Origin of the sequence: Peribacillus sp. RS7, from assembly GCF_041956845.1 — a bacterium.
GTDB lineage: Bacteria > Bacillota > Bacilli > Bacillales > DSM-1321 > Peribacillus.
Map to the genome: position 1 here is coordinate 5,423,438 of NZ_CP168135.1, position 19,867 is coordinate 5,443,304.

A 19,867-nucleotide genomic window follows, 5' to 3' on the forward strand; every position below is an offset into this window, starting at 1 on the left:
AAAGGAAGGAATATCAATGTTCCTTCCCTGAAGATTCTCAATTAATATTGAATTGGAATTTCCCCCATGGCTCCAAATAATCTAACAGAAAAATTTCCTCTTCTGCTATTCTTCCGACTACATTTGTTTTCCCTGAGTTCTTCATTTCTTTCAGTGCAATCTGCAATTCCCCTTTATATTGTCCGTAGAGCTCATTTTCAATTAATATATCACCGCGTCTAATATCAGGCGTAAATGTTGGTTTAAAATCTTCGCTCTTATATTTTACGCGTGATTGAGTCGACCGAATAAGATAATCGGATACATCTCCACGGTAAAAATGAAATTCTTCCAATACTATTTTTTTCTCTAAATCTGTTATGGCTTCGTGAAGGTTAACATTAAATGTTAACAGACCGCTGTTTAACAAGCTAAGCTGTTTCAATTCATCTTCGGAGGCGTAGGCATTTGCAATAATTACATCATCGATTAATCCTGTCGCATACAAGTGTTTCGCTTGTGTTGTCATAGGCAATTCCCGGTGCATTTCTATTGTACATAATCCTTCCGTTATCGGCCAAGGTCCGTAAGTTGCTGCATGTGAGCTAATGAAAGCTGCCGTGCGGATATTGTGCTTTTTGAATGACTCACAGCATTTTATAAAATGAGGATAGCTCAATCCCGCATAGCGATGCGGATAGAAGTTATGTGATCCAACTAAATTTTCTTTATTAGGTTTGTAATCCATAATATTTTCTAAATATTTCGTTGCGTTGCTCATGTTTATTTCAATTTTCAGATCATAGGGATTATGTGTCATAATCGACTCTTCGTTACCTGTAAAACCCATGTCCAGCCTGATTCCATACGCACCTAATTCTGCAAAAAACGATAAGTCATTATAAGAAATGCCTAGCGCCCCAAATACCCGGGGTGCAATATCGACCATCACTTCCATATTCAATTGATTGGCATATACAATCGTTTCTTTAAATTCTTTTAAAATCTTCTCTTTGTCACCTTCAACAGAAAGCAAGCAAGTAAAGATCTTTTTGAATCCATATTTGTGTGCAAGTGCAATGTATTCGATGTCTTTTTCTACGGTTGAATGTTCTGGATAGATGGATATACCGAGTTTACCCATTGTTTAATCACCTCTTCTTTACTGTTGTGGGGCTAGCTTTTTTACAATGCGGATCATATGTTCAATTAGTTTTTGTTCACTCATTGCCGTCATCAAGTGGTCCTGAGCATGAATCATCAATAAAGTTTTTTCACTTGGAACTCCATTCAATTCTGCTTGAATTAGCTTGGTTTGTGTCTTATGTGCCAAGTTCAATTCTTCCTGACCTTGTTTAATTAGTTCTTCTGCTTTTTCAAAATTAAATTCTTCCGCTTCTTTCAATGCTTCGAATGCTAATCCTCTAGCATTTCCGCTATGTGAAATTATTTCAAAAATTTCCATTTCGTTATTGTTCATTTCAGTTGACATATCATTACACTCCTATTTATGTTAGATTATTAGATTCCTGTATTCCATATTCAATGTTTGAAAACTCTTCACTGGATGTAAGAAACTGTACTTTCATTGAAGAATCGCGGCAAGTATTCTTCATGCGCCTTTAATAGTTTTTGTAAAACCAATTCAGCTAGATCATCACTTGGAATAAGTGGGTTGATCGTTAAAGCTAATAACGCTTTATCATACGACCCTGTAACAGCTGCCTCTGCACCTATCCTTTCAAATGATTTGATCTGTTGTATTAAGCCTTGCACTTGTACGGGTAATTTACCCATTGTCAATGGAATTGGTCCATTTTTGGTGACGATACAGCTCACTTCGACTGCTGAATCATAATCAATATCAGTAAGCGATCCTTTGTTTTGGACATTTAACACTTGAATGTCTTTTTTATCATTATAAATAGAAGAAATGACGTTGCACGCTGCATCGCTATAGTAAGCTCCACCGCGTTGCTCTAATTGTGGAGGCTTGATGTCAAGGTTTTCATCTTTGTATAGGTCAAACAAACCTTCTTCTAATTTTTTCACGATTTCAGCTCGAGTTTTCCCTGCTTTGAATGCTTCCAGCTCTTCTTCTAAAATCGTTTTTGTTTTGTAATAATAGCGATGGTACGGGCAAGGCACCACACCTAAAGATTTCAAAAATCTTCTATTCCAAGCCAGAGGAGCAATATTCTTCATCGTCATCTGAATTTTTGGATTACCCAGCATTTCAAGCACTTTATCTGTTACTTCTTGATCATCAACGAACACATGCATCCCGTATACCAAGTGGTTTAACCCAGCGAAATCTATGTGCACTCTCTTCATTTCAACACCCAGCATGTTAGAAATGGACATATGCATATTAAAAGGTACATTGCATACCCCAATGACTTTTTTATGCTTGCTGTAGCGAAGAAGGGCTTCGGTTACCATCCCCGCTGGGTTCGTGAAATTAATTAACCATGCATCAGGGCATAGCTCTTGCATTTCTTCTGCAATTTCCAGAAGAATGGGGATTGTTCGTAATGCTTTGGACAATCCACCTGCGCCATTCGTTTCTTGACCAATCAATCCAAGTTCCAATGGAATACGCTCGTCCTTGATTCGTGCATCAAGTAATCCCACTCTCATTTGCGTTGTGACAAAATCAGCATTTTGCAAGGCTTGACGGCGGTCTAATGTTAAATGTATTTCCATTGGAATCCCTGCTTTTTCAACCATTCGCCTTGCCAAGGTTCCTACAATCTCAAGTTTTTCTTTTCCTGCTTCAATATCCACTAGCCACAGTTCTCTAATAGGCAACTCATCAAATCGTTTAATAAAACCTTCGATTAATTCTGGTGTATAACTGGACCCTCCACCAATTGTGGCAATTTTTACCCCTTTGTTCATTTCCATTCTCCTAACACCTCATGCGTAAGCATTTATTTCATATCGGCCATTTTCATTTATTTATAGATAATTGCATAACAGACCAGTGCGCTTACCGCTAATAAAGACAAGAACAATAGTGATGCTTGTTTCTTGTTTTTAAACTTACCTTCAACAAAACAAACAACCATCGTCAATCCTGCGCTTATGGCAAAGGTATTTCCTAGGTACAGTGATAATTGTTTATCTATCTCCAAAGCATTCATTAATGTGTTAAAGATAAAATTAAAAACAAGAATAAAGCTAAAAAATAGAAAGGCACTTTTGTAACTAAAAAAGTGAATTCTGGATGTTGAATTCATGCCCTTTCCTCCCTCTAACAATTATTTTAAAGGGAGTTTGGAGCTTTTAGTCCCAAACTCCCCCTTTTAAAAATTCCTTATAAAGCGATATTTTTATTATCTGTCGTTTCTACCATGTTTTCCTGCGCCAAAAGCTTTTTGTCGTACATTTTGAAGAATGGCAGATAAATAATGACGGAAATTGTTAAATTAACCATCACGAGAACAATGGCCCTCCAATCACCGCCTGTTGAAAGGTAGGCACCTATTGGAGCAGGCAATGTCCAGGGAACCATTACATAAGTAGGGTTCACCAGCCCAACGGACGTTGCTACATATGCAAGTGTCGCACCAATTAGCGGTGTTATGATAAATGGAATGATCAATATTGGGTTCAATACAATAGGCATCCCAAAGATAACAGGTTCATTGATGTTAAAAATGCTTGGAACAATTGTTGCTTTCCCCATCGCTTTACTATAGGTAGACTTTGCCGTCAAGAGCATCGCAATTACTAAACCCAATGTTGCACCAGAGCCACCAATCCAAATAAACCATTGGAAGAATGTTTCAGGAGCTATGTGGGGAATTGTCTTCCCAGCTGCAACTGCTGCTGAGTTATTCGCTAAGTACACTTCCCAAACTGGACGAGCAACGGCACCTACCACTGATACGCCATGAATACCAAATGACCAGAAGAATGTAATCAAAAACACTGGAATTAATACACCTGGCAAGGTATCGCCTGCACTGATGAGTGGTGCAACCGCTTTATCAACAAGTGAATGTAAATCAACAGCAAAAACGACTGTAATCAAGGTCATGACAAGCAGTACAATTGTAACTGGTATTAATGCTTCAAATGACCGGGCTACTGAAGTTGGAACAGAATCCGGCATTTTAATTGTGATATTTTTGGTCTTACATAGACGTAAAATTTCGACTGCAAAAATGGACACGAGCATTCCTACAAAAAGGCCATGGCCTCCGAGATTTGTCATTGGCAAAACAAACCCCACACCATCCATCATTTTTACTCCTATTGTGAACAAGAAGGCTGCCAATGATAGTAAACCTCCAGATAGGGGATCAAGTTTATAGCTTTGAGATAAACTGTAGCCTATACCAAAAGTAATATATAGAGTCATGATAAACATCGTTAATCGATATGGTATTAAAATTTCAGCTATGTGTTTTGCAGCCCATTCACCTACTGCACTATCTGCTGCAACTGGCGGGAATGCAATGATCAAAAATAAACTCCCAAAGATAATGAACGGTAACGCAGAAACCACACCATCGCGAATTGCGCGTAAATGTTTTTGCTCAGACAATTTCGCCATGGGGGTTGAAAGATTATTTTCTAAAAAAGCTACAAACTTGTCCATTCGTCGTTTTCCCCTTTTACGTTTGATTGAAAAGAAATAGAGTTAGATTATTATTTTGCTAGTTCTGTTACAAGTTTTAGTAGCTTAGGTCCACCAAGAGGACTGTAAGCTTGAGCTGGAATGGCTTCACATGGAACACCTGCTTCATCGGCAGATGCCTTAAAGCCATCGAAACGATGTTTGACTTGTGGAGCTACCATTGCCACATCCCAGCCGTTACGTACTTCTGCATCAAATTCTTGAGTTCCGACTGCCAATACTTCGATATTTACACCCTGTTTTTCCCCTTCTTTTTTTAAAGCGCTTACAACGATAGCGCTTGACATTCCACCTGAACATACGAATAATACCTTCATTATTTGTTCCTCCAATTTTTTATTTTTTTATTAAAAAGCGTTAAATCGTTTTTCTTATGAAACCATGTGCCTTTTCTAAACGATTTGATGCTTCTTCATATGAAACATTCGTTAAAATCATGACAATTGCAATTTTAGGCTGATCATGTGCCTTTTCTAAAAATTCATCTGCAACTTCATAACTACAGTCAGTAGCGTCCATGATAATACGTTTTGCACGTTCAACCAGCTTTTCATTTGTTAACTGTAAATCCACCATTAAATTCCCATAAACCTTTCCCACTCCAACCATTGAAGCTGTTGAAAGCATGTTGCATACTAACTTTTGAGATGTTCCAGCTTTTAAACGTGTCGAACCTGTCAGGACTTCAGGCCCGTTTACTACTTCAATCGCAACTTTTGCAATTTTCCCTATCTCTGAACCTTTGTTACAGCTTATAGACACTGTTCCTGCACCAACTTGATTGGCATATTCCAAGCCTGCAATAACATATGGAGTGCGTCCACTGGCCGCAATTCCTACTACAACGTCCTTGTTCGTCAATTCGATTTTCTTTAAATCTTCAGGACCTAATTCAAAACTGTCTTCTGCACCTTCAACCGCTTTAATGAAAGCCTTTTCCCCGCCAGCTATAAGACCCACTACTTCGCTTGGATCGGTATTGAATGTTGGGGGACATTCTACTGCATCCAATAAACCGATGCGCCCACTTGTACCTGCACCCATGTAAATTAATCTGCCATTTTTATTCATAGCTGCAACGATCATCTCCACTGCTTTGGAAATTTGCGGAAGTTCTTTTTTTACACAATGGGCAACTTTTATGTCTTCCTCGTTCATCACCTCTAACAATTCAAGTGTATTCATTTCATCTAAACTCATGGTCTTTTCATTACGACGCTCTGTCGTTAAATGCCCTAGCATACAAATCATCCTTTTTTTATTCAGTGGTGAAGTGGTGAAACTTTTTTTGCTATAGTGAATATATCACTATTAAAATTTTATTTCAATATTGTGTATACATTTTTAAAAATTAATTTTAAAATAAACGTAGATACATAAATGATTTATAACTTTCTACTAAAAATGTAAACCGGTTGGCTATTTCATGAATCCTATGATTCTTTTATTGATTAGACATAATCTCCATTCAGATTGGTGACAATTTGATATATTCTTTATTTGTTAACGCTTACAAATAATTAAATATAAATATTAGTAATGAAATGAGGTTGTATTATTGATGAATGAAAGAGTTACTAAGAGAAAATTAGGTTCATTGGCGCTAGCCGCTTTGGTGGGAGGATCGCTTCTCCTTCCATCTGACTTGATTGCAAATGCAGAATCAGGGACTATCCCTCAGCAAACGACTTATATAAAAAAGGAACTGCGCGCAACTTGGATTGCAAGTGTGTTAAATATTGACTGGCCGTCCAAACCTGGTTTATCCGTATCAGCACAGAAAGAAGAATTCATAAAATATTTGGATGAACAAAAAGCAATGGGCATGAATGCTGTCGTTATGCAAATCAAACCCACTGCAGATGCTTTTTATCCTTCTGAATACGGTCTCTGGTCAAAATATTTAACAGGAGTCCAAGGAAAAGATCCTGGGTACGACCCTCTTGCATTCATGGTTGAAGCAGCACATGAGCGTAATATGGAATTTCATGCGTGGTTTAATCCATACCGCATAACCATGCCTTTAGGTAAAACAGCTGAAATATCGGATATTGATAATCTTCCAGAATCCCATCCTGCTAGAAAGCACCCGGATTGGGTCATACCATATGGACAACAATTGTACTTTAACCCAGGCATTCCTGGCGTACAGCGGTTTGTAATCGATGGAATAATGGAAGTTGTTAAGAATTATGATATCGATGCAGTTCATATGGACGATTATTTCTATCCTTACAAGATTGCAGGAGTACCTTTCCCGGATGAACATTCCTATCAAAAATATGGAGCAGACAGATTTACAAATATAGAAGATTGGCGCAGGGATAATGTAAATAACCTTGTTAAGCATATAAATGAAGAAATCAAGGCAGAAAAGTCATATGTGAAGTTTGGTATTAGTCCATTTGGAGTTTGGCGCAACAAAGCAGTTGATCCCACAGGGTCTGACACTGCTGCCGGGCAAACGAATTACGATGATTTATATGCAGATACCAGAACGTGGATCAATAATGGATACATTGATTATATTGCTCCCCAATTATATTGGAATATAGGATTGCCAGTAGCTGACTATGCCAAACTTCTTGATTGGTGGACAAAAGAAGTCGAAGGTAAAAATGTTCAACTCTATATTGGACAAGGAGACTATAAAATTAATACAGAGTCCAATGGTGTACAAAACTGGTTCAATCCTGAAGAAATGCCCAACCAGTTAAAACTGAATCGAACATATGAGGAATTTGATGGAAGCATGCATTTCAGTGCCAAAGATTTACGGAAAAACCCCCTTGGGATAGCAGATCGCTTAAGCGAGGATATTTATAAACATCCCGCATTGGTTCCGGCCATGCCTTGGATTGATGATCATGCTCCAAAAGCTCCAAAGGTAATCAAGGCAACACAAGCAGGAGATGGAATACAATTTGAAATTAACGATCACAAGCAATCGGATGCATCCTATTATGCCATTTATCGTTTTGATGGAGAGAAAAAAGGAAGTATAGAAGACTCAACGAATTTATTGGCTACCGTGCATAAAGAGAAAAACCGTCAATTATTTAATGATGGGACTGTAGTAAAAGGAAAGACTTACACATATGTTGTTACTGCCTTGGACCGTACCCATAATGAAAGCAAACAAACTAAACAGATTAATATAAAAGTAAAATAATCATCAAGTTATGGCTTAACCGTTAAAGTGGAGCATGTAGGTGAATAATGACGTAAGGTATGCATGAACAACATGCAGGAATGGTCTTATCTTTAGTATCATTTGCTGTTGCAAAAAATCACAAATCAGGATTATAAAAGTCAATTAAAGTAGGTGGAAGACTATGTACATAGTAGGGTTAATGTCCGGAACATCACTGGATGGAATTGATGCCGCACTTGTTCGGGTGGATTATAGTGGACTAGAGACTGAAATGGAAATGATTGAGTTCATAACATACCCTTTTCCAAAAGATGTTGAAAAAGAAATTATGCAGTCTTTATCGGTAGACACATCCAATGTGCAGTTAATTTGCAGTTTGAATTTTAAATTAGGAAAATTATTTGCCAATGCAGTAAAGGAAGTTTGTCTTAAAGCTGGATTTCCCATTAATAAACTGGATCTTATTGGATCCCATGGACAAACCATATACCACCAGCCCATACAAGAACAAAATTGGATTCCCTCCACGTTGCAAATTGGGGAAGCTGCAGTGATAGCTCATGATACAAACACTCCTGTTATATCTAACTTCCGTACGATGGACATGGCTGCAGGAGGACAAGGAGCTCCGCTTGTTCCTTTTACCGAATATATTCTTTATAGAAGCGAAACGAAGGGAAGATTACTTCAAAACATAGGGGGCATTGGAAATGTAACCGTCTTACCCAAGCAAGCATCTCTGGATGACATGTATGCTTTTGATACAGGGCCAGGGAATATGATCATTGATGAAGTATGCCGACAATTGTTCCATGTAAAATATGATGAAGGTGGTAAAATAGCTAAACAAGGACAAATTAATGACGAACTTTTATCTTATTGCATCAGTCATCCTTATATTATGAGCCCTCCACCAAAATCAACCGGCAGAGAATTGTTTGGCAAGCAATATGTTGTAAAACTATTAAAGATGTTTGAATCACTTCCAAGCCAAGATATTTTAGCAACAGTAACGATGTTCACAGCAAAGTCTATTGTGGAGAATTATCGAAATTTCATCTTTCCTAAAACCAATATAGAAGAAGTGATTATTGGCGGCGGTGGCAGCTACAATAAAACGTTATTAAATATGATCCAATCATTACTTGGAAATTCCATTCAAGTCTTGACTCAAGAAGAGTTGGGATACTCTTCTGAAGCAAAAGAAGCGGTGGCCTTTGCGCTACTTGCAAATGAGACTTTTCATGGTCATGCAAGTAACGTTCCCAAGGCTACCGGCGCTAACATCGATGTCATCCTTGGAAACATGACCTTCCCTCCTTCAACACATCGAATTAAGAAGTAAACATAGTACAATATTATATTGGGAAGCAGATATATGAAGAAAAACAACGTTATCCTAAATGGATTGCAACTCAAATTTATATAACTTTTTCACAATTGTATAAGGTAAAAAGCTTATTAACTATTGAAAAAGAGTAAAAGGCACATCGATATTTGATGTGCCTTTTACTCTTTTTTTGAATGCCTGAAGAATCAGGCGAACTCTTCTATTTATTTAATTGCCAAGCATAAGAGATACATACTTCACTTCTAAATATTCATCCATGCCGAAGTGTCCCCCTTCTCTACCTAAGCCACTTTCCTTCATCCCGCCAAATGGTGCTTGGGCAGTGGATGGGGCACTGTCATTAATACCGACAATTCCATATTCAAGACCATCCGAATAAGTAACTGCTTTATTTAATGACTCCGTATACACATAAGCTGCCAAGCCAAAGTTTGTGTTATTGGCTCGATCTATCGCTTCTTGATCGGTTTTAAATGTACTGACAGGGGCAATTGGCCCAAACGTTTCTTCCTGCATGCACAGCATATCATCCGTTACTTTGGAAAGAATTACTGGTGCGATAAAATAGCCTTGTTTTTCTTCGAATTTGGAGGTTTTATGGATGAAAGCTCCTTTACTTTTAGCATCCTCCAATTGAAGCTGGACTTTTTTTACTGCGGCTCCATCTATCAAGGGACCAAGATCGGTTCCATCCATTCCATTTCCAACCTTCAAGGTTAAAACAGCTTCTTCAAAAGCTTGTAAAAACGGCTGCTCGATCGTCTCATGGACGAAAATTCGGTTCGCACAAATACATGTTTGTCCGGCATTCCTGAATTTCGATTGAATCAAACCTTTTACGGCTTCTTCGATATTCGCATCTTCAGCAATGATGAACGGAGCCAATCCACCGAGTTCAAGCGAGACTTTTTTAACAGTTTCCGCCGCCTTTTTCATTAGATGTTTCCCTACAGGAGTGGAGCCAGTGAATGTAATCTTTTTTACACGTGAATCATTCATCCACACGTCAGACACATCTCCCGGTTTTTGGGTTGTTACAATATTTATTACGCCGTCTGGAATGCCTGCTTCATGGGCACTTTCAACTAACAGCAAAGCGGTCAAAGGCGTTTGTTCTGCGGGTTTGATGACGACGGTACATCCCGCAGCAAGGGCTGGCGCAACTTTCCTCGTGATCATTGCAGCCGGAAAATTCCATGGTGTAATGGCAGCAACGACACCCACCGCCTGCTTTTGCACTAAAATACGCTTTGAAGCAACGGAGGCTGGTATGATTTCCCCGTAGTTACGCTTTGCTTCTTCAGCAAACCATTTCACGAAACTTGAAGCATATTTCATTTCAGCTTTTGCCTCGGCCAATGGCTTTCCTTGTTCCAGTGTCATGATTGTCGCGATTTCATCCAGCCTGTTCTCAATAATTGTGTACCACTTCTCAAGTAATTCCGCCCTATGATAAGCACTTGTTTTCGACCAAGTCAGAAAGGCAGCCTGAGCTGCATCCACAGCAGCCTTTGCCTCTTTTTCATTAGCGTCCGGAACATAGCCCACAGGCTCCAATGTTGCTGGATTTTCTACTACAAAATGGTGTTCTGTATGAATGGGTTCGCCGTTAATATAAATTGGCCATCTTTCCACTACTTTTTTCATCCCGCTTTAATCTCCTCTTCTTCTTCTTCATGATCTGTAAAAGTATTATCATTTTCTCCTTTGAAAAAGTCCTTTCCATATAAAAGGGCACATAATAGGATTCCTGCTGCAAACGCCATTCCAGCACCTTTTATAACTAGGATGGCAGCAACGACCCCTGCAATTCCCAGGTCGCGTTGGCTCTTTGCCTGCATCACACCGACGCGTACGCTAACATATCCCTGAACCAAAAGTGTTAAGGCCAAAGCAACACCTAGAATTGGTTCCACTAAGCTGACGACCGGCAATAAGAATAACCCTGTATTCGTACCCCAACGGAATGAGCCAGCACCGCCAAAGAAAGAATTCATTGCTTTCTTGCCATTCTTGAACCGTTCCACAACTACGACCTGCATGGCTGCCCACAACGGACCACACATTGTAATATCAGGTCCGATAAAACTCATGATCACATTTCGGCCACCAAAAATTAAATGAGCTCTGTTTGGATTATAGTCCACTTTTTCATCATCCCTGACCTCATCGGATTCAGAAAGCAACGCTTTCGTTTTTAGCACATCCCCGAATACGACTAAATAAGTAGCAAAAACAGCTGGAATCGCACTTAAAAAGAAGGTCATGGCAGGAAATCCCAAACCAAAAACAGTATAGTCTGACCAAAGCGTAGCAAAATCCGGACTGCTGAATCCCCATTGAATATTAGGCCATTTTGCTTCTCCAAAAATCGGGGCTACAAAGACTGCGAGCAAGATAGCTGGCAATATCCCTAAATTTCCTAAAAATACCCAAGCTTTATTTCGCATTTTTAATTTTCCAAAACTTTTTGAGAAAAGTAGATAAAAGGCAAAACCGATACAAATGCTTATTGTATAAGGAAATAAATCAAACTTTCCACCCACTTCGAAAATGGAAACGACAGCACCGATACCAGCTCCTAAAATAATTCCTGATTTGATTGCATTCGGCACTAATCGAACGACCTTACTCGCAAGTCCGGTCATTCCTAGTACTATCGATAAAATACCCAATGTCAATTGAAACGCAACGAGTGCATAGACCCGATCAGGTCCTTCCGGAAATTGCCCGACAAACAATACAAGCAATGGAACCGCCGGTGTAATCCAACCTGGTATAACCGGGTCTCCGAGTAAATGATGTGCTAAATATAATAATCCATTTAAGACAACGACGGCTAGAGCCACATCAAAAGGCATACCTAGATGGTCTGCAAGCAGTGTAATCGCTCCAAGGTCAACTGCACACATCAATAGTCCTTGAACATAGTCCGGCCATTCAAACCGATAATGGACAAATGGCAATCTAATTTTAAAGGGTCCCGCAGGTATATATGATGTCTCTTCTCCGTAGCGACGGTTTTTCCATTTCATAATGTTTCCTCCACTTAAATGCCATAGGCTGAACGGTAAATTTTTTCGATATCCCGAACGTTTAATGCACGGGGATTATTCCGCAGCAATCGTACTTGTTTAATGGCTTCGGCAGCCATTTCACTTAAGGCAGATTCAGGAATGTCAAATTGACGAAGTGATTCAGGTATATCCACGTAACGACATATTCTCGTCATCGCTTCTATAGCTTTATCTGCTGCCTCATCATCATTTAAATGATTGACTTTCTCTCCCAGTGCTTCTGCAATGTCACGGAACCTTTCCAAACATGCAATTTTATTCCATTGCATGACATATGGCAGTAATAATGAATTGCTGACTCCATGTGATAAATGGAAGCGGCCTCCAAGCGGATAAGCTAAGGCATGAACAGCTCCAACACCAGCATTTCCAAAAGCTAACCCGGCCATTAGGCTTCCTGTGATCATGGCTTCCCTTGCTTCTAGATGATCTGGCGCAGCGTAAGCCTTTGGTAAATTTTTCGCTATCAACTTCATGGCTCCAATTGCCAAGGCATCCGTCAAGGGCGAGGCGAATTTGGAAATATAAGCCTCCACTGCATGAACCAGTGCATCCACTCCACTCGCTGCCGTCACACTTGGCGGGCAAGTCAGCGTCATGACGGGAGATACGATCGATACATCCGGTAAAAGATACGAACTAACAATTCCCTTCTTAACCTGTTCTTTTTTGTCGGATAGAATCGAAATATTCGTCACTTCAGACCCCGTGCCAGCCGTCGTCGGTATGGCTATTAAAGGAATTCCTGGAATTTCAATTAGGTTCGTGCCAAAATAGGTCTCGATGCTACCTGAATTCGTAGCCATGACGGAAGAGGCTTTGGCAATATCCATCGCACTTCCCCCTCCTACCGCAATCAGCCCATCATGATTTCCATCCCTGATGGACCGTACACATTGTTCAACGATTTCAATTTCCGGTTCAGGATTCACATCCGAAAAAATACCGTATGCTGATGAAAGTAAATCCTCAACCTTTTGCACAACCCCAGCATCCAGTAGAACTTTATCTGTAACGATCAATGGATTCTTCATCCCTAATCGAGTAACCTCTTCAGTCAGCTGTTGTAAAGAATCTGCTCCTGTCACCAATTTGTTAGCCATTGAAAAAATAGAAATATTCATGATTATCTCCCCTTTCAGTTAATTACTTATGCATGAATCATGCCAAAGTGAAAACGCTTAATTTATAAGGGAAATAACTTATTCTTTCATGGGTAACCATATAAAAATGAGTAGAAATCAAATCAAAAAAACTGATTCGATTCGTTTTCTACTCGTATGTGAAATTTTTTCATTTTTTGCACTAAAGCGCTTTGACTGATATCCAAAGATATGGCAGCCGCCCTTGTTGTCCCGTATTTTTTCATCGCTTCCAGTATCAAGGTCCGCTCCAGATTGGAAACGGCTTCCTTCAAGGAATGAGATGTTGGTTTTTTTGATAAGACCGGCTGTATGAAAGATGGTAAATTAGCCAAATCGATCGTATCATCGTAAGTCGTGACAACCAGTCGCTCTGCAAGACTCGCAAGCTCACGTATATTACCAGGCCATGAATAGTTTGTCAGCCATTCATAGCATTCCGGTGTCATCCTTTTCTGTTCATTATATTTTTCATTGAATTTTTTCAAATACATTTCTAAAAGCGGGATCGTTTCTTCCTTTCGCTGGCGCAGTGGCGGAACTTCAAAGGATACAATATTAAGCCGGTAATATAGATCTTCGCGGAAAGATCCTTCTTGAACGAGTGAGGCCAGATCCCGATGAGTGGCAGTAATTAACCTGACATCCACTTCTTTCATTTCGGTGGAACCTACTCTCATAAACTTGTTTTCTTCTACCACTTTCAAAAGTTTGACCTGTAACTCTAAAGGTAAATCCCCTATTTCGTCTAAAAATAACGTACCACCATTCACTTTCTCAAAAATCCCCATTTTCCCATTCTTCAGGGATCCGGTAAATGCTCCCGGTTCGTATCCAAAAAGTTCGGATTCCACCAAGTTCGCTGGGATGGCTCCGCAATTTAATTCAAGGAAAATTTTATCCTTCCTGGAACTTTTCGCATGAATGTACTTAGCGATTAAGCTCTTCCCTACACCCGTTTCCCCCTGTAACAAGATCTTCGCATCCGTTTTAGCTACTTTATCGGCCAGTTTGAATAAAGGAGTTGTAGTAGGCCCAATGATTATTTCCTGCAAATTCACCTGTTCCGAGCCGGGCAATAATTGAGAAATAGGTTGGAAAGATAACTTTTGACTGTCGATTGTGTACTTCATCCGGATTAATTCAGTAATATCCCTTACACTATTTATGACGAAAATGACTTGATTCTGTGGCGAAAGAATAGGTGTGGCAGATACGATAATCTTTCTCCCATTTCGGATTCTTTGTGTCAAAGTGACTTGATTCTTCGTTCGAATAGAGTCCAACGAAGCAGAAACGGATATCATACCCTGCTCAATTAAATAACTCATTGGTTTTCCGATAATTTCCTCTTCTCTTATTCCGGTAATGCGCTGATAAGCTTGATTGATAAATAATGTCGTTCCTTCCCCATCGGTGATATACACGCCATCATACAGGGCATTAAATACAACCCTGCATAGATCACTCTCAAAAAATGCTTGAAATTGTTCATATGGTATAGAGTAATTTTGTATATTTTGTAGCGGTGCATTCACTGTAATGAAATGAGAAATAGGCTTCGTCAAATCACTCTGCTGCACTGCCGCAGATAACGCTTCAATCGTCAGAAATCCGATAAATTCCTCTGAATCGTCCATTACTTCCACTTCATTGCTTCCGACAGGAAAACTTGAAATCGCTTCCTCCACTGTCATATCCGAATAAAACTTAGTCATCCATATCCACTCCTAACCTGATCCCTGACTGGTCTTTAACATTTGATAGAACGCTTCCTCCTTGATTGGAGTACTCTTTGATAGTCCAGGTGAATTCCTCGCCTTTTCAAATTAAAGAAGGCATAAACATCGTTCTCATTAACTTATATTGTGAGCATTATGTAGTGTCCTTTCCTTTTGTATGATACTATGTACGACAACCAAATACACCCAGAATAAGTGCTTCAGTGGTAAGAACATATTCAATTCCCATATGCTTTTTCCGATAAATATGCATTGGTATGACACTGTTATCATACCAAAAAAAGTTTGCCTAAAGTTTTCTATGGCTTGTACAATTGGGACGTGGCTTCCGTTCCAGGCACTCACTATCCGCGGTCGGTCCGGGAGCCTCCTCTACAATCAACTTTGTTTTAACATTTAGATAGAACTCCTTTTGCCTACAGTCCTTAGAAGGATTAAAACTTGAGTTGATGAGGATGCTTTTTGAACATGATTCTATTCAGCGAGATCAACTTGAAATGATTACTTTAGACCAACCGATGCCAGCGAACCATTTGGTTTGTAAAATTGAGACTGCCATTGATTAACCTTGGGCCAAAATTTCAAAGGAAATTTTCAAAAGGGGTGCGGAATTTTTTAATTCCGCACCCCTTTTGTTACAAACTGAAACCTAATCCATATTTGGATTAGGTTCTTTGATTTGAATATGGAAAGTTAATTGCTTTCTCTCTAATTCTATGATTAATTTGGAAACCAACCAACCGGTTTTACATCGAGATTAATGTTGATTTGTTTAATTTCCTGGTATTCATCCAAGCCGTATTTTCCTAAACTGCGTCCAATACCGCTCTGTTTGTAACCTCCCCATGGCGCCTCGACATAGGTTGGATGATAATCATTTACCCAGGTGATGCCTGCCCGTACCTTCTTGATCACTCGCAGTCCTTTTGCCCCGTCGTTAGAGAAGACGCCGCCTGCAAGGCCGTAGTCTGTATCATTTGCAAGTTTAATAGCTTCTTCTTCATCTTTAAACTTTTGGATGACAACTACTGGTCCAAAGATTTCCTCTTGTACGATGCGCATGTCAGGCGTTACATCAGTGAAGACAGTCGGTGCAATGAAGAATCCTTTGTCAAGACCGTCATCAACAAGACGGTAACCGCCTGCTGCAAGTGTCGCACTTTCCTGTTTGCCGATTTCAATATAGTTCAAAATGCTATTCATTTGTGCTTCGCTGACAATTGCCCCCATGTGGCTGTCTTCCGCAAGGCCAGGTCCTACTTTGATTTTATTCGCGCGTTCCACATAGCGTTTTACATATTCATCATAAATACTTTCTTCAACAAGAATGCGGCTACCTGATGAACAAACTTGGCCGGCACCGAAGAAGATGCCAAACAATCCGTAATCGACGGCCGTCTCTAAATCTGCATCTGCAAAAACGATGTTAGGTGATTTACCGCCAAGTTCTAGGGAAATTTTCTTTAAGTTGCCCGCAGCCGCTTTCATGATTGCGCGGCCAACATCTGTACTTCCTGTAAACGAAACAATGTCAACATCCTTGCTTTCTGCAATTGATTGACCGACAACAGTCCCGCGGCCCATCACCATATTGGCCACACCTTTAGGGATGCCCACTTCCTCAAGGATTTCAAATAATTTCATAGCTGTAACAGGAGTCAATTCAGCCGGTTTATACACAATGGTGTTACCTGCCGCAAGGGCCGGTGCGATTTTCCAGACACTCATTAGAAGAGGGAAATTCCATGGTACAATCAAACCGGCTACTCCTACTGGCTCGCGAACAACCATCGCTTGAACGGGAGCGGGAACTTGGTAAGTTTCCCCTTCAGGATGAAGGATTAAGCCCGCATAGTAACGGAAACACGCGGCTGCATCGGCAATATCGAAACCTGCCTCTGCTTTAAGTTTCCCGTTGTCCATTGTTTCAAGAATCGTTAACTCTTCCGCACGTTCATCAATTTTATCCGCGATTTTATATAGGTAGGAAGCACGCTCCTGTGCTGTTAGGCCTGACCATACTCCACTTTCAAAAGCTGCTTTCGCAACTGAGATTGCCATTTCTGTATCTTCTTTGGTGGCACGCGGTGCCCTTGCAATGACTTCCTGTGTTGCAGGATTAATTACCGGGATTACTTCATTTGAAGATGAGGACTGCCACTTACCGTCGATGTAATTTTTTAGCTCTAAAACTGCCGTTTCTAAAATTGTCATGTTTTATGCCTCCGGTTTACATTATTTTTTTTTACCTATACAGAATGATTAAAGTTTTAAAACAAGTCTGTCGTCCTTCGCACGTGAGCAGCATGTCAGTATTGAGTTGCGTGTTTGACGGTTTTCTTCGCTAAGGAAGTTATCCCGGTGGTCTACTTCCCCTTCTGCTACATCTACTTCACAACTTCCACAACCGCCCACTTTACAAGAATAAGGTGCATCTATTCCTTCCCTTAAAAGGGCTTCAAGCAATGTTTCACCCTCATGAACGTTGATGGACCGATCGCTGTCTGTAAGGTCGACAATGAAAGGATCTTGCGGTCCATCATTTTTTGTCGCAAATAATTCGAAGTGGATCGCATGTTCCGGGTACCCATATGAACTTGCAGCTTTTCGATACTCTTGTACCATCTCTAGGGGTCCGCAAAAATATACATGTGTGCCAATGCGATGATCCATCATCGTCTCAGGCAACATTCTGCGTTTGTCTTCTGCCTGCGAAAAATAAAATGTACATTGATCAGGATATTTGGCTTTCAACAGATCATAAAAAGCACATAACTCCGGTGTGCGTGCTGCATAATGGAGTTCGAAGGTTTGCCCTTCGGCAGCCATGTCTTCCATCATTGCCAAAAATGGGGTGATGCCGATTCCAGCTGCATAAAAAGCATGATGCTTAGCTCGAAAGCTTAGAGGAAAGTTGTTTTTAGGGAAACTGACTTCCAACCTGGAATCTTTCTTTACATGATCATGCCAGAAAGCGGAACCTCCGCGAGACGCCTCGTCACGACGAATGGAAATTGCATATTTTTTGCGGTCTCTTGGATTGCTGATGATGGAGTATTCTCTCTCGAATATCGTATCTTCCGCTGGCATGAAAGTGGTCAAATGCGAACCGCCTGTAAATGCAGGCAACGGTTTTCCATCAACTGGTATCAACTCGAACTGTTTCACGAATGGAGTTTCTTGAATGATCTTGTTTACTTTCATTTGAATATTCCCTACTACCCGCATGATGATCAGCTCCCTACTTCTTCTTCTTTTCCGATTGGGATGAATGGGTAACCAATATAACCTTCCCGTACGATTGAATAAAAAGGACCTATTTCAAGACTGGCTCTGCACTGGTCACATTCTGCAATCTCTGCTTCTTCTGCGACTTCCGACACTTCGAAACATTTCATGCAATATACGTACCTTCGTTTAGGCCCGATAATCACCGTCTGGATCTCATCCTCAGATAGACCAGCTTCTACTCCCAGCGAGAAGACCATAACGGCATTGTTCCATGCAGCCGCAATATAAAATTGGGTGCCCATCTTTTGTGACAAAATGACTCTCTTAATCTCCTCTTTATCTTCCATTCCGTTAATGGAAAGACCTTCAAAAGGTACTGTACCTGCAATTTCAGAAGTGAAACTTTTCGCCTTTTCATATCCGGCTTGATCAGAAATGATGACAAAATTCCTTCGTTCATTCCGAGGAGTAAATTGATTTACGATCGTAATGGATTTATCAAACAATACTGGACTATTGTACAAGGCCCTATCCCCCTACTTTTTGTTTATCTTCGCTTTTTGTTTTTCATCAATACGCCTCAAATATTCAACCGATTGTGGAAGAAACGGGGCAATCCCTTTGTATTCAGCCATAGGTTCCGGAATATCCTGCAGTACGCTATATGTCAGATCAAACCACTCCTGGCGCAATGCCAAATCCTCTAGTGGCAGGAACTGCGTATTCAATACGAATAGAATGGCGTTGCTTCGTGGCATGCGATAAAACTTTTGTTCTTCAACACGCAAACGAACAAGTTTACCTGCATTTTCTGGTGTTATCCCAGAACGCTGCGGTCCCCATACATCCATCGTTTCATAGTTGACATCCCAACGGTCCGCCATCAGGTTCCAGTTGATGCGTGTCCATGGCTTTCCTGGCTCAATGGATAATAAAAACTTACGAACGCGATCTGCCAGTTCGTCGCCTTTCCGCGATACAAATGGAACTGGTGCATGGATTTCATCAAAGGACATGCCTTTATTCCAGTTAGCTGAGAAGAGCGCGGCGTATGAAACTTGCCCCACTTCCAAATAGAAATTACTATCGCGATGAACCATTAACACAAAATCATTGTGGAAATGGCGGCCTATATAATCAAGCGGCTCATTTGGAAGCGTGCTGGCATCGCCATATACGAATGAATCGGATTCCCCGAAGATGTGGTTTTTGAAAGTCCAGTTGTCTCCATCTTTAATGACCTCGAAATGCTCCGGATAGCGATCGGTTGCCATGTCGACAAGCATTTCCAGTACCTCCCATTGCATTTCTAATGTGTGTGAAAAAGATTGAAACCTTATATACGGCTGTTCTTGAAGGAGACGACGCTTCGTTTCTACTTGGAGTTTGTATTCTGGTGTGACTTCGATACAGTTAATGTTTGAGAGTCGTTTCAAGTCGTTTGAATAACGATAGTTACCTGAAGTGAATGGAAATGGGAATGTATCTAAATCAGTTGTTTTGAAATCTAAGCTTTGTGTAAACATTGAACAATCTCCTCTCG

17 protein-coding genes are annotated in these 19,867 nt (G+C 40.3%); 2 read left to right on the forward strand and 15 right to left on the reverse strand.

Translation table 11 applies throughout. From position 1 onward, the window contains the following. Positions 1-37 precede the first annotated feature (37 nt). The 7 genes from ACDZ29_RS26785 to murQ all read right to left on the reverse strand — a co-directional run bounded on the left by ACDZ29_RS26785 (position 38) and on the right by murQ (position 5,869). Positions 38-1,123 carry a DUF871 domain-containing protein gene (locus ACDZ29_RS26785; protein WP_375089314.1) on the reverse strand — a complete coding sequence of 362 codons (1,086 nt, stop codon included), beginning with the start codon at positions 1,121-1,123 and terminating at the stop codon, positions 38-40. A gap of 18 nt (positions 1,124-1,141) precedes the next feature. Next, positions 1,142-1,471 (reverse strand): PTS lactose/cellobiose transporter subunit IIA, encoded by a 330-nt coding sequence (locus ACDZ29_RS26790; protein ID WP_289315950.1) that lies wholly within the window; start codon positions 1,469-1,471, stop codon positions 1,142-1,144. Positions 1,472-1,539: 68 nt separating this feature from the next. Further along, positions 1,540-2,886 carry a 6-phospho-beta-glucosidase gene (locus ACDZ29_RS26795; protein ID WP_289325489.1) on the reverse strand — a complete coding sequence of 449 codons (1,347 nt, stop codon included), beginning with the start codon at positions 2,884-2,886 and terminating at the stop codon, positions 1,540-1,542. Positions 2,887-2,936: 50 nt separating this feature from the next. After that, a complete protein-coding gene (locus ACDZ29_RS26800) occupies positions 2,937-3,221 on the reverse strand; it encodes a hypothetical protein (protein ID WP_289315949.1) in 285 nt (94 codons plus the stop codon). A 77-nt stretch (positions 3,222-3,298) separates the two neighbouring features. Next, a complete protein-coding gene (locus tag ACDZ29_RS26805; RefSeq protein ID WP_289315948.1) occupies positions 3,299-4,588 on the reverse strand; it encodes a PTS sugar transporter subunit IIC in 1,290 nt (429 codons plus the stop codon). A gap of 50 nt (positions 4,589-4,638) precedes the next feature. Beyond that, positions 4,639-4,944 carry a PTS sugar transporter subunit IIB gene (locus ACDZ29_RS26810; protein ID WP_289315947.1) on the reverse strand — a complete coding sequence of 102 codons (306 nt, stop codon included), beginning with the start codon at positions 4,942-4,944 and terminating at the stop codon, positions 4,639-4,641. A gap of 40 nt (positions 4,945-4,984) precedes the next feature. Further along, positions 4,985-5,869: an N-acetylmuramic acid 6-phosphate etherase gene (gene murQ, locus ACDZ29_RS26815; protein ID WP_375089316.1), complete on the reverse strand. Its 885-nt coding sequence runs from the start codon at positions 5,867-5,869 to the stop codon at positions 4,985-4,987. 319 nt (positions 5,870-6,188) lie between these two features. On the opposite strand from murQ, the gene ACDZ29_RS26820 reads away from it, so the two are divergent. Next, positions 6,189-7,799 (forward strand): glycoside hydrolase family 10 protein, encoded by a 1,611-nt coding sequence (locus ACDZ29_RS26820; RefSeq protein WP_375089317.1) that lies wholly within the window; start codon positions 6,189-6,191, stop codon positions 7,797-7,799. A 163-nt stretch (positions 7,800-7,962) separates the two neighbouring features. Next, entirely contained in the window at positions 7,963-9,126 is a 1,164-nt protein-coding gene (gene anmK, locus ACDZ29_RS26825) for an anhydro-N-acetylmuramic acid kinase AnmK (RefSeq protein ID WP_289325494.1), read from the forward strand. 213 nt (positions 9,127-9,339) lie between these two features. Here anmK and ACDZ29_RS26830 read toward each other — a convergent pair whose 3' ends face one another. From ACDZ29_RS26830 to ACDZ29_RS26865, 8 genes are all read right to left on the reverse strand, one after another. Next, positions 9,340-10,779 carry an NAD-dependent succinate-semialdehyde dehydrogenase gene (locus ACDZ29_RS26830; protein ID WP_370015538.1) on the reverse strand — a complete coding sequence of 480 codons (1,440 nt, stop codon included), beginning with the start codon at positions 10,777-10,779 and terminating at the stop codon, positions 9,340-9,342. Beyond that, the gene (locus tag ACDZ29_RS26835; protein WP_375089318.1) at positions 10,776-12,167 is read right to left on the reverse strand and encodes a hypothetical protein; all 1,392 of its coding nucleotides are present in this window, start codon (positions 12,165-12,167) and stop codon (positions 10,776-10,778) included. Before ACDZ29_RS26835 ends, ACDZ29_RS26830 begins: the two co-directional genes overlap by 4 nt. A gap of 14 nt (positions 12,168-12,181) precedes the next feature. After that, a complete protein-coding gene (locus tag ACDZ29_RS26840; RefSeq protein WP_370015541.1) occupies positions 12,182-13,333 on the reverse strand; it encodes an iron-containing alcohol dehydrogenase in 1,152 nt (383 codons plus the stop codon). 122 nt (positions 13,334-13,455) lie between these two features. Further along, on the reverse strand, positions 13,456-15,069 hold the full coding sequence (locus tag ACDZ29_RS26845; protein WP_375089319.1) for a sigma-54 interaction domain-containing protein: 1,614 nt from the start codon (positions 15,067-15,069) through the stop codon (positions 13,456-13,458). A 744-nt stretch (positions 15,070-15,813) separates the two neighbouring features. Then, a complete protein-coding gene (locus ACDZ29_RS26850; protein WP_375089321.1) occupies positions 15,814-17,307 on the reverse strand; it encodes an aldehyde dehydrogenase family protein in 1,494 nt (497 codons plus the stop codon). A gap of 48 nt (positions 17,308-17,355) precedes the next feature. Continuing rightward, positions 17,356-18,321 carry a 2Fe-2S iron-sulfur cluster-binding protein gene (locus tag ACDZ29_RS26855; RefSeq protein ID WP_370015546.1) on the reverse strand — a complete coding sequence of 322 codons (966 nt, stop codon included), beginning with the start codon at positions 18,319-18,321 and terminating at the stop codon, positions 17,356-17,358. Between the two features lie 5 nt (positions 18,322-18,326). Further along, entirely contained in the window at positions 18,327-18,848 is a 522-nt protein-coding gene (locus tag ACDZ29_RS26860; protein WP_375089323.1) for a hypothetical protein, read from the reverse strand. Between the two features lie 12 nt (positions 18,849-18,860). Beyond that, the gene (locus ACDZ29_RS26865) at positions 18,861-19,850 is read right to left on the reverse strand and encodes a DUF3445 domain-containing protein (protein ID WP_375089324.1); all 990 of its coding nucleotides are present in this window, start codon (positions 19,848-19,850) and stop codon (positions 18,861-18,863) included. Between the last annotated feature and the right edge of the window lie 17 nt (positions 19,851-19,867).

What these genes read in the sequence shown, in the direction of transcription:
- ACDZ29_RS26785 (WP_375089314.1), bottom strand. Translation starts at nt 1,123, where the DNA reads ATGGGTAAACTCGGTATATCCATCTATCCAGAACATTCAACCGTAGAA.
- ACDZ29_RS26790 (WP_289315950.1), bottom strand. Translation starts at nt 1,471, where the DNA reads ATGTCAACTGAAATGAACAATAACGAAATGGAAATTTTTGAAATAATT.
- ACDZ29_RS26795 (WP_289325489.1), bottom strand. Translation starts at nt 2,886, where the DNA reads ATGGAAATGAACAAAGGGGTAAAAATTGCCACAATTGGTGGAGGGTCC.
- ACDZ29_RS26800 (WP_289315949.1), bottom strand. Translation starts at nt 3,221, where the DNA reads ATGAATTCAACATCCAGAATTCACTTTTTTAGTTACAAAAGTGCCTTT.
- ACDZ29_RS26805 (WP_289315948.1), bottom strand. Translation starts at nt 4,588, where the DNA reads ATGGACAAGTTTGTAGCTTTTTTAGAAAATAATCTTTCAACCCCCATG.
- ACDZ29_RS26810 (WP_289315947.1), bottom strand. Translation starts at nt 4,944, where the DNA reads ATGAAGGTATTATTCGTATGTTCAGGTGGAATGTCAAGCGCTATCGTT.
- murQ (WP_375089316.1), bottom strand. Translation starts at nt 5,869, where the DNA reads ATGCTAGGGCATTTAACGACAGAGCGTCGTAATGAAAAGACCATGAGT.
- ACDZ29_RS26820 (WP_375089317.1), top strand. Translation starts at nt 6,189, where the DNA reads ATGAATGAAAGAGTTACTAAGAGAAAATTAGGTTCATTGGCGCTAGCC.
- anmK (WP_289325494.1), top strand. Translation starts at nt 7,963, where the DNA reads ATGTACATAGTAGGGTTAATGTCCGGAACATCACTGGATGGAATTGAT.
- ACDZ29_RS26830 (WP_370015538.1), bottom strand. Translation starts at nt 10,779, where the DNA reads ATGAAAAAAGTAGTGGAAAGATGGCCAATTTATATTAACGGCGAACCC.
- ACDZ29_RS26835 (WP_375089318.1), bottom strand. Translation starts at nt 12,167, where the DNA reads ATGAAATGGAAAAACCGTCGCTACGGAGAAGAGACATCATATATACCT.
- ACDZ29_RS26840 (WP_370015541.1), bottom strand. Translation starts at nt 13,333, where the DNA reads ATGAATATTTCTATTTTTTCAATGGCTAACAAATTGGTGACAGGAGCA.
- ACDZ29_RS26845 (WP_375089319.1), bottom strand. Translation starts at nt 15,069, where the DNA reads ATGACTAAGTTTTATTCGGATATGACAGTGGAGGAAGCGATTTCAAGT.
- ACDZ29_RS26850 (WP_375089321.1), bottom strand. Translation starts at nt 17,307, where the DNA reads ATGACAATTTTAGAAACGGCAGTTTTAGAGCTAAAAAATTACATCGAC.
- ACDZ29_RS26855 (WP_370015546.1), bottom strand. Translation starts at nt 18,321, where the DNA reads ATGCGGGTAGTAGGGAATATTCAAATGAAAGTAAACAAGATCATTCAA.
- ACDZ29_RS26865 (WP_375089324.1), bottom strand. Translation starts at nt 19,850, where the DNA reads ATGTTTACACAAAGCTTAGATTTCAAAACAACTGATTTAGATACATTC.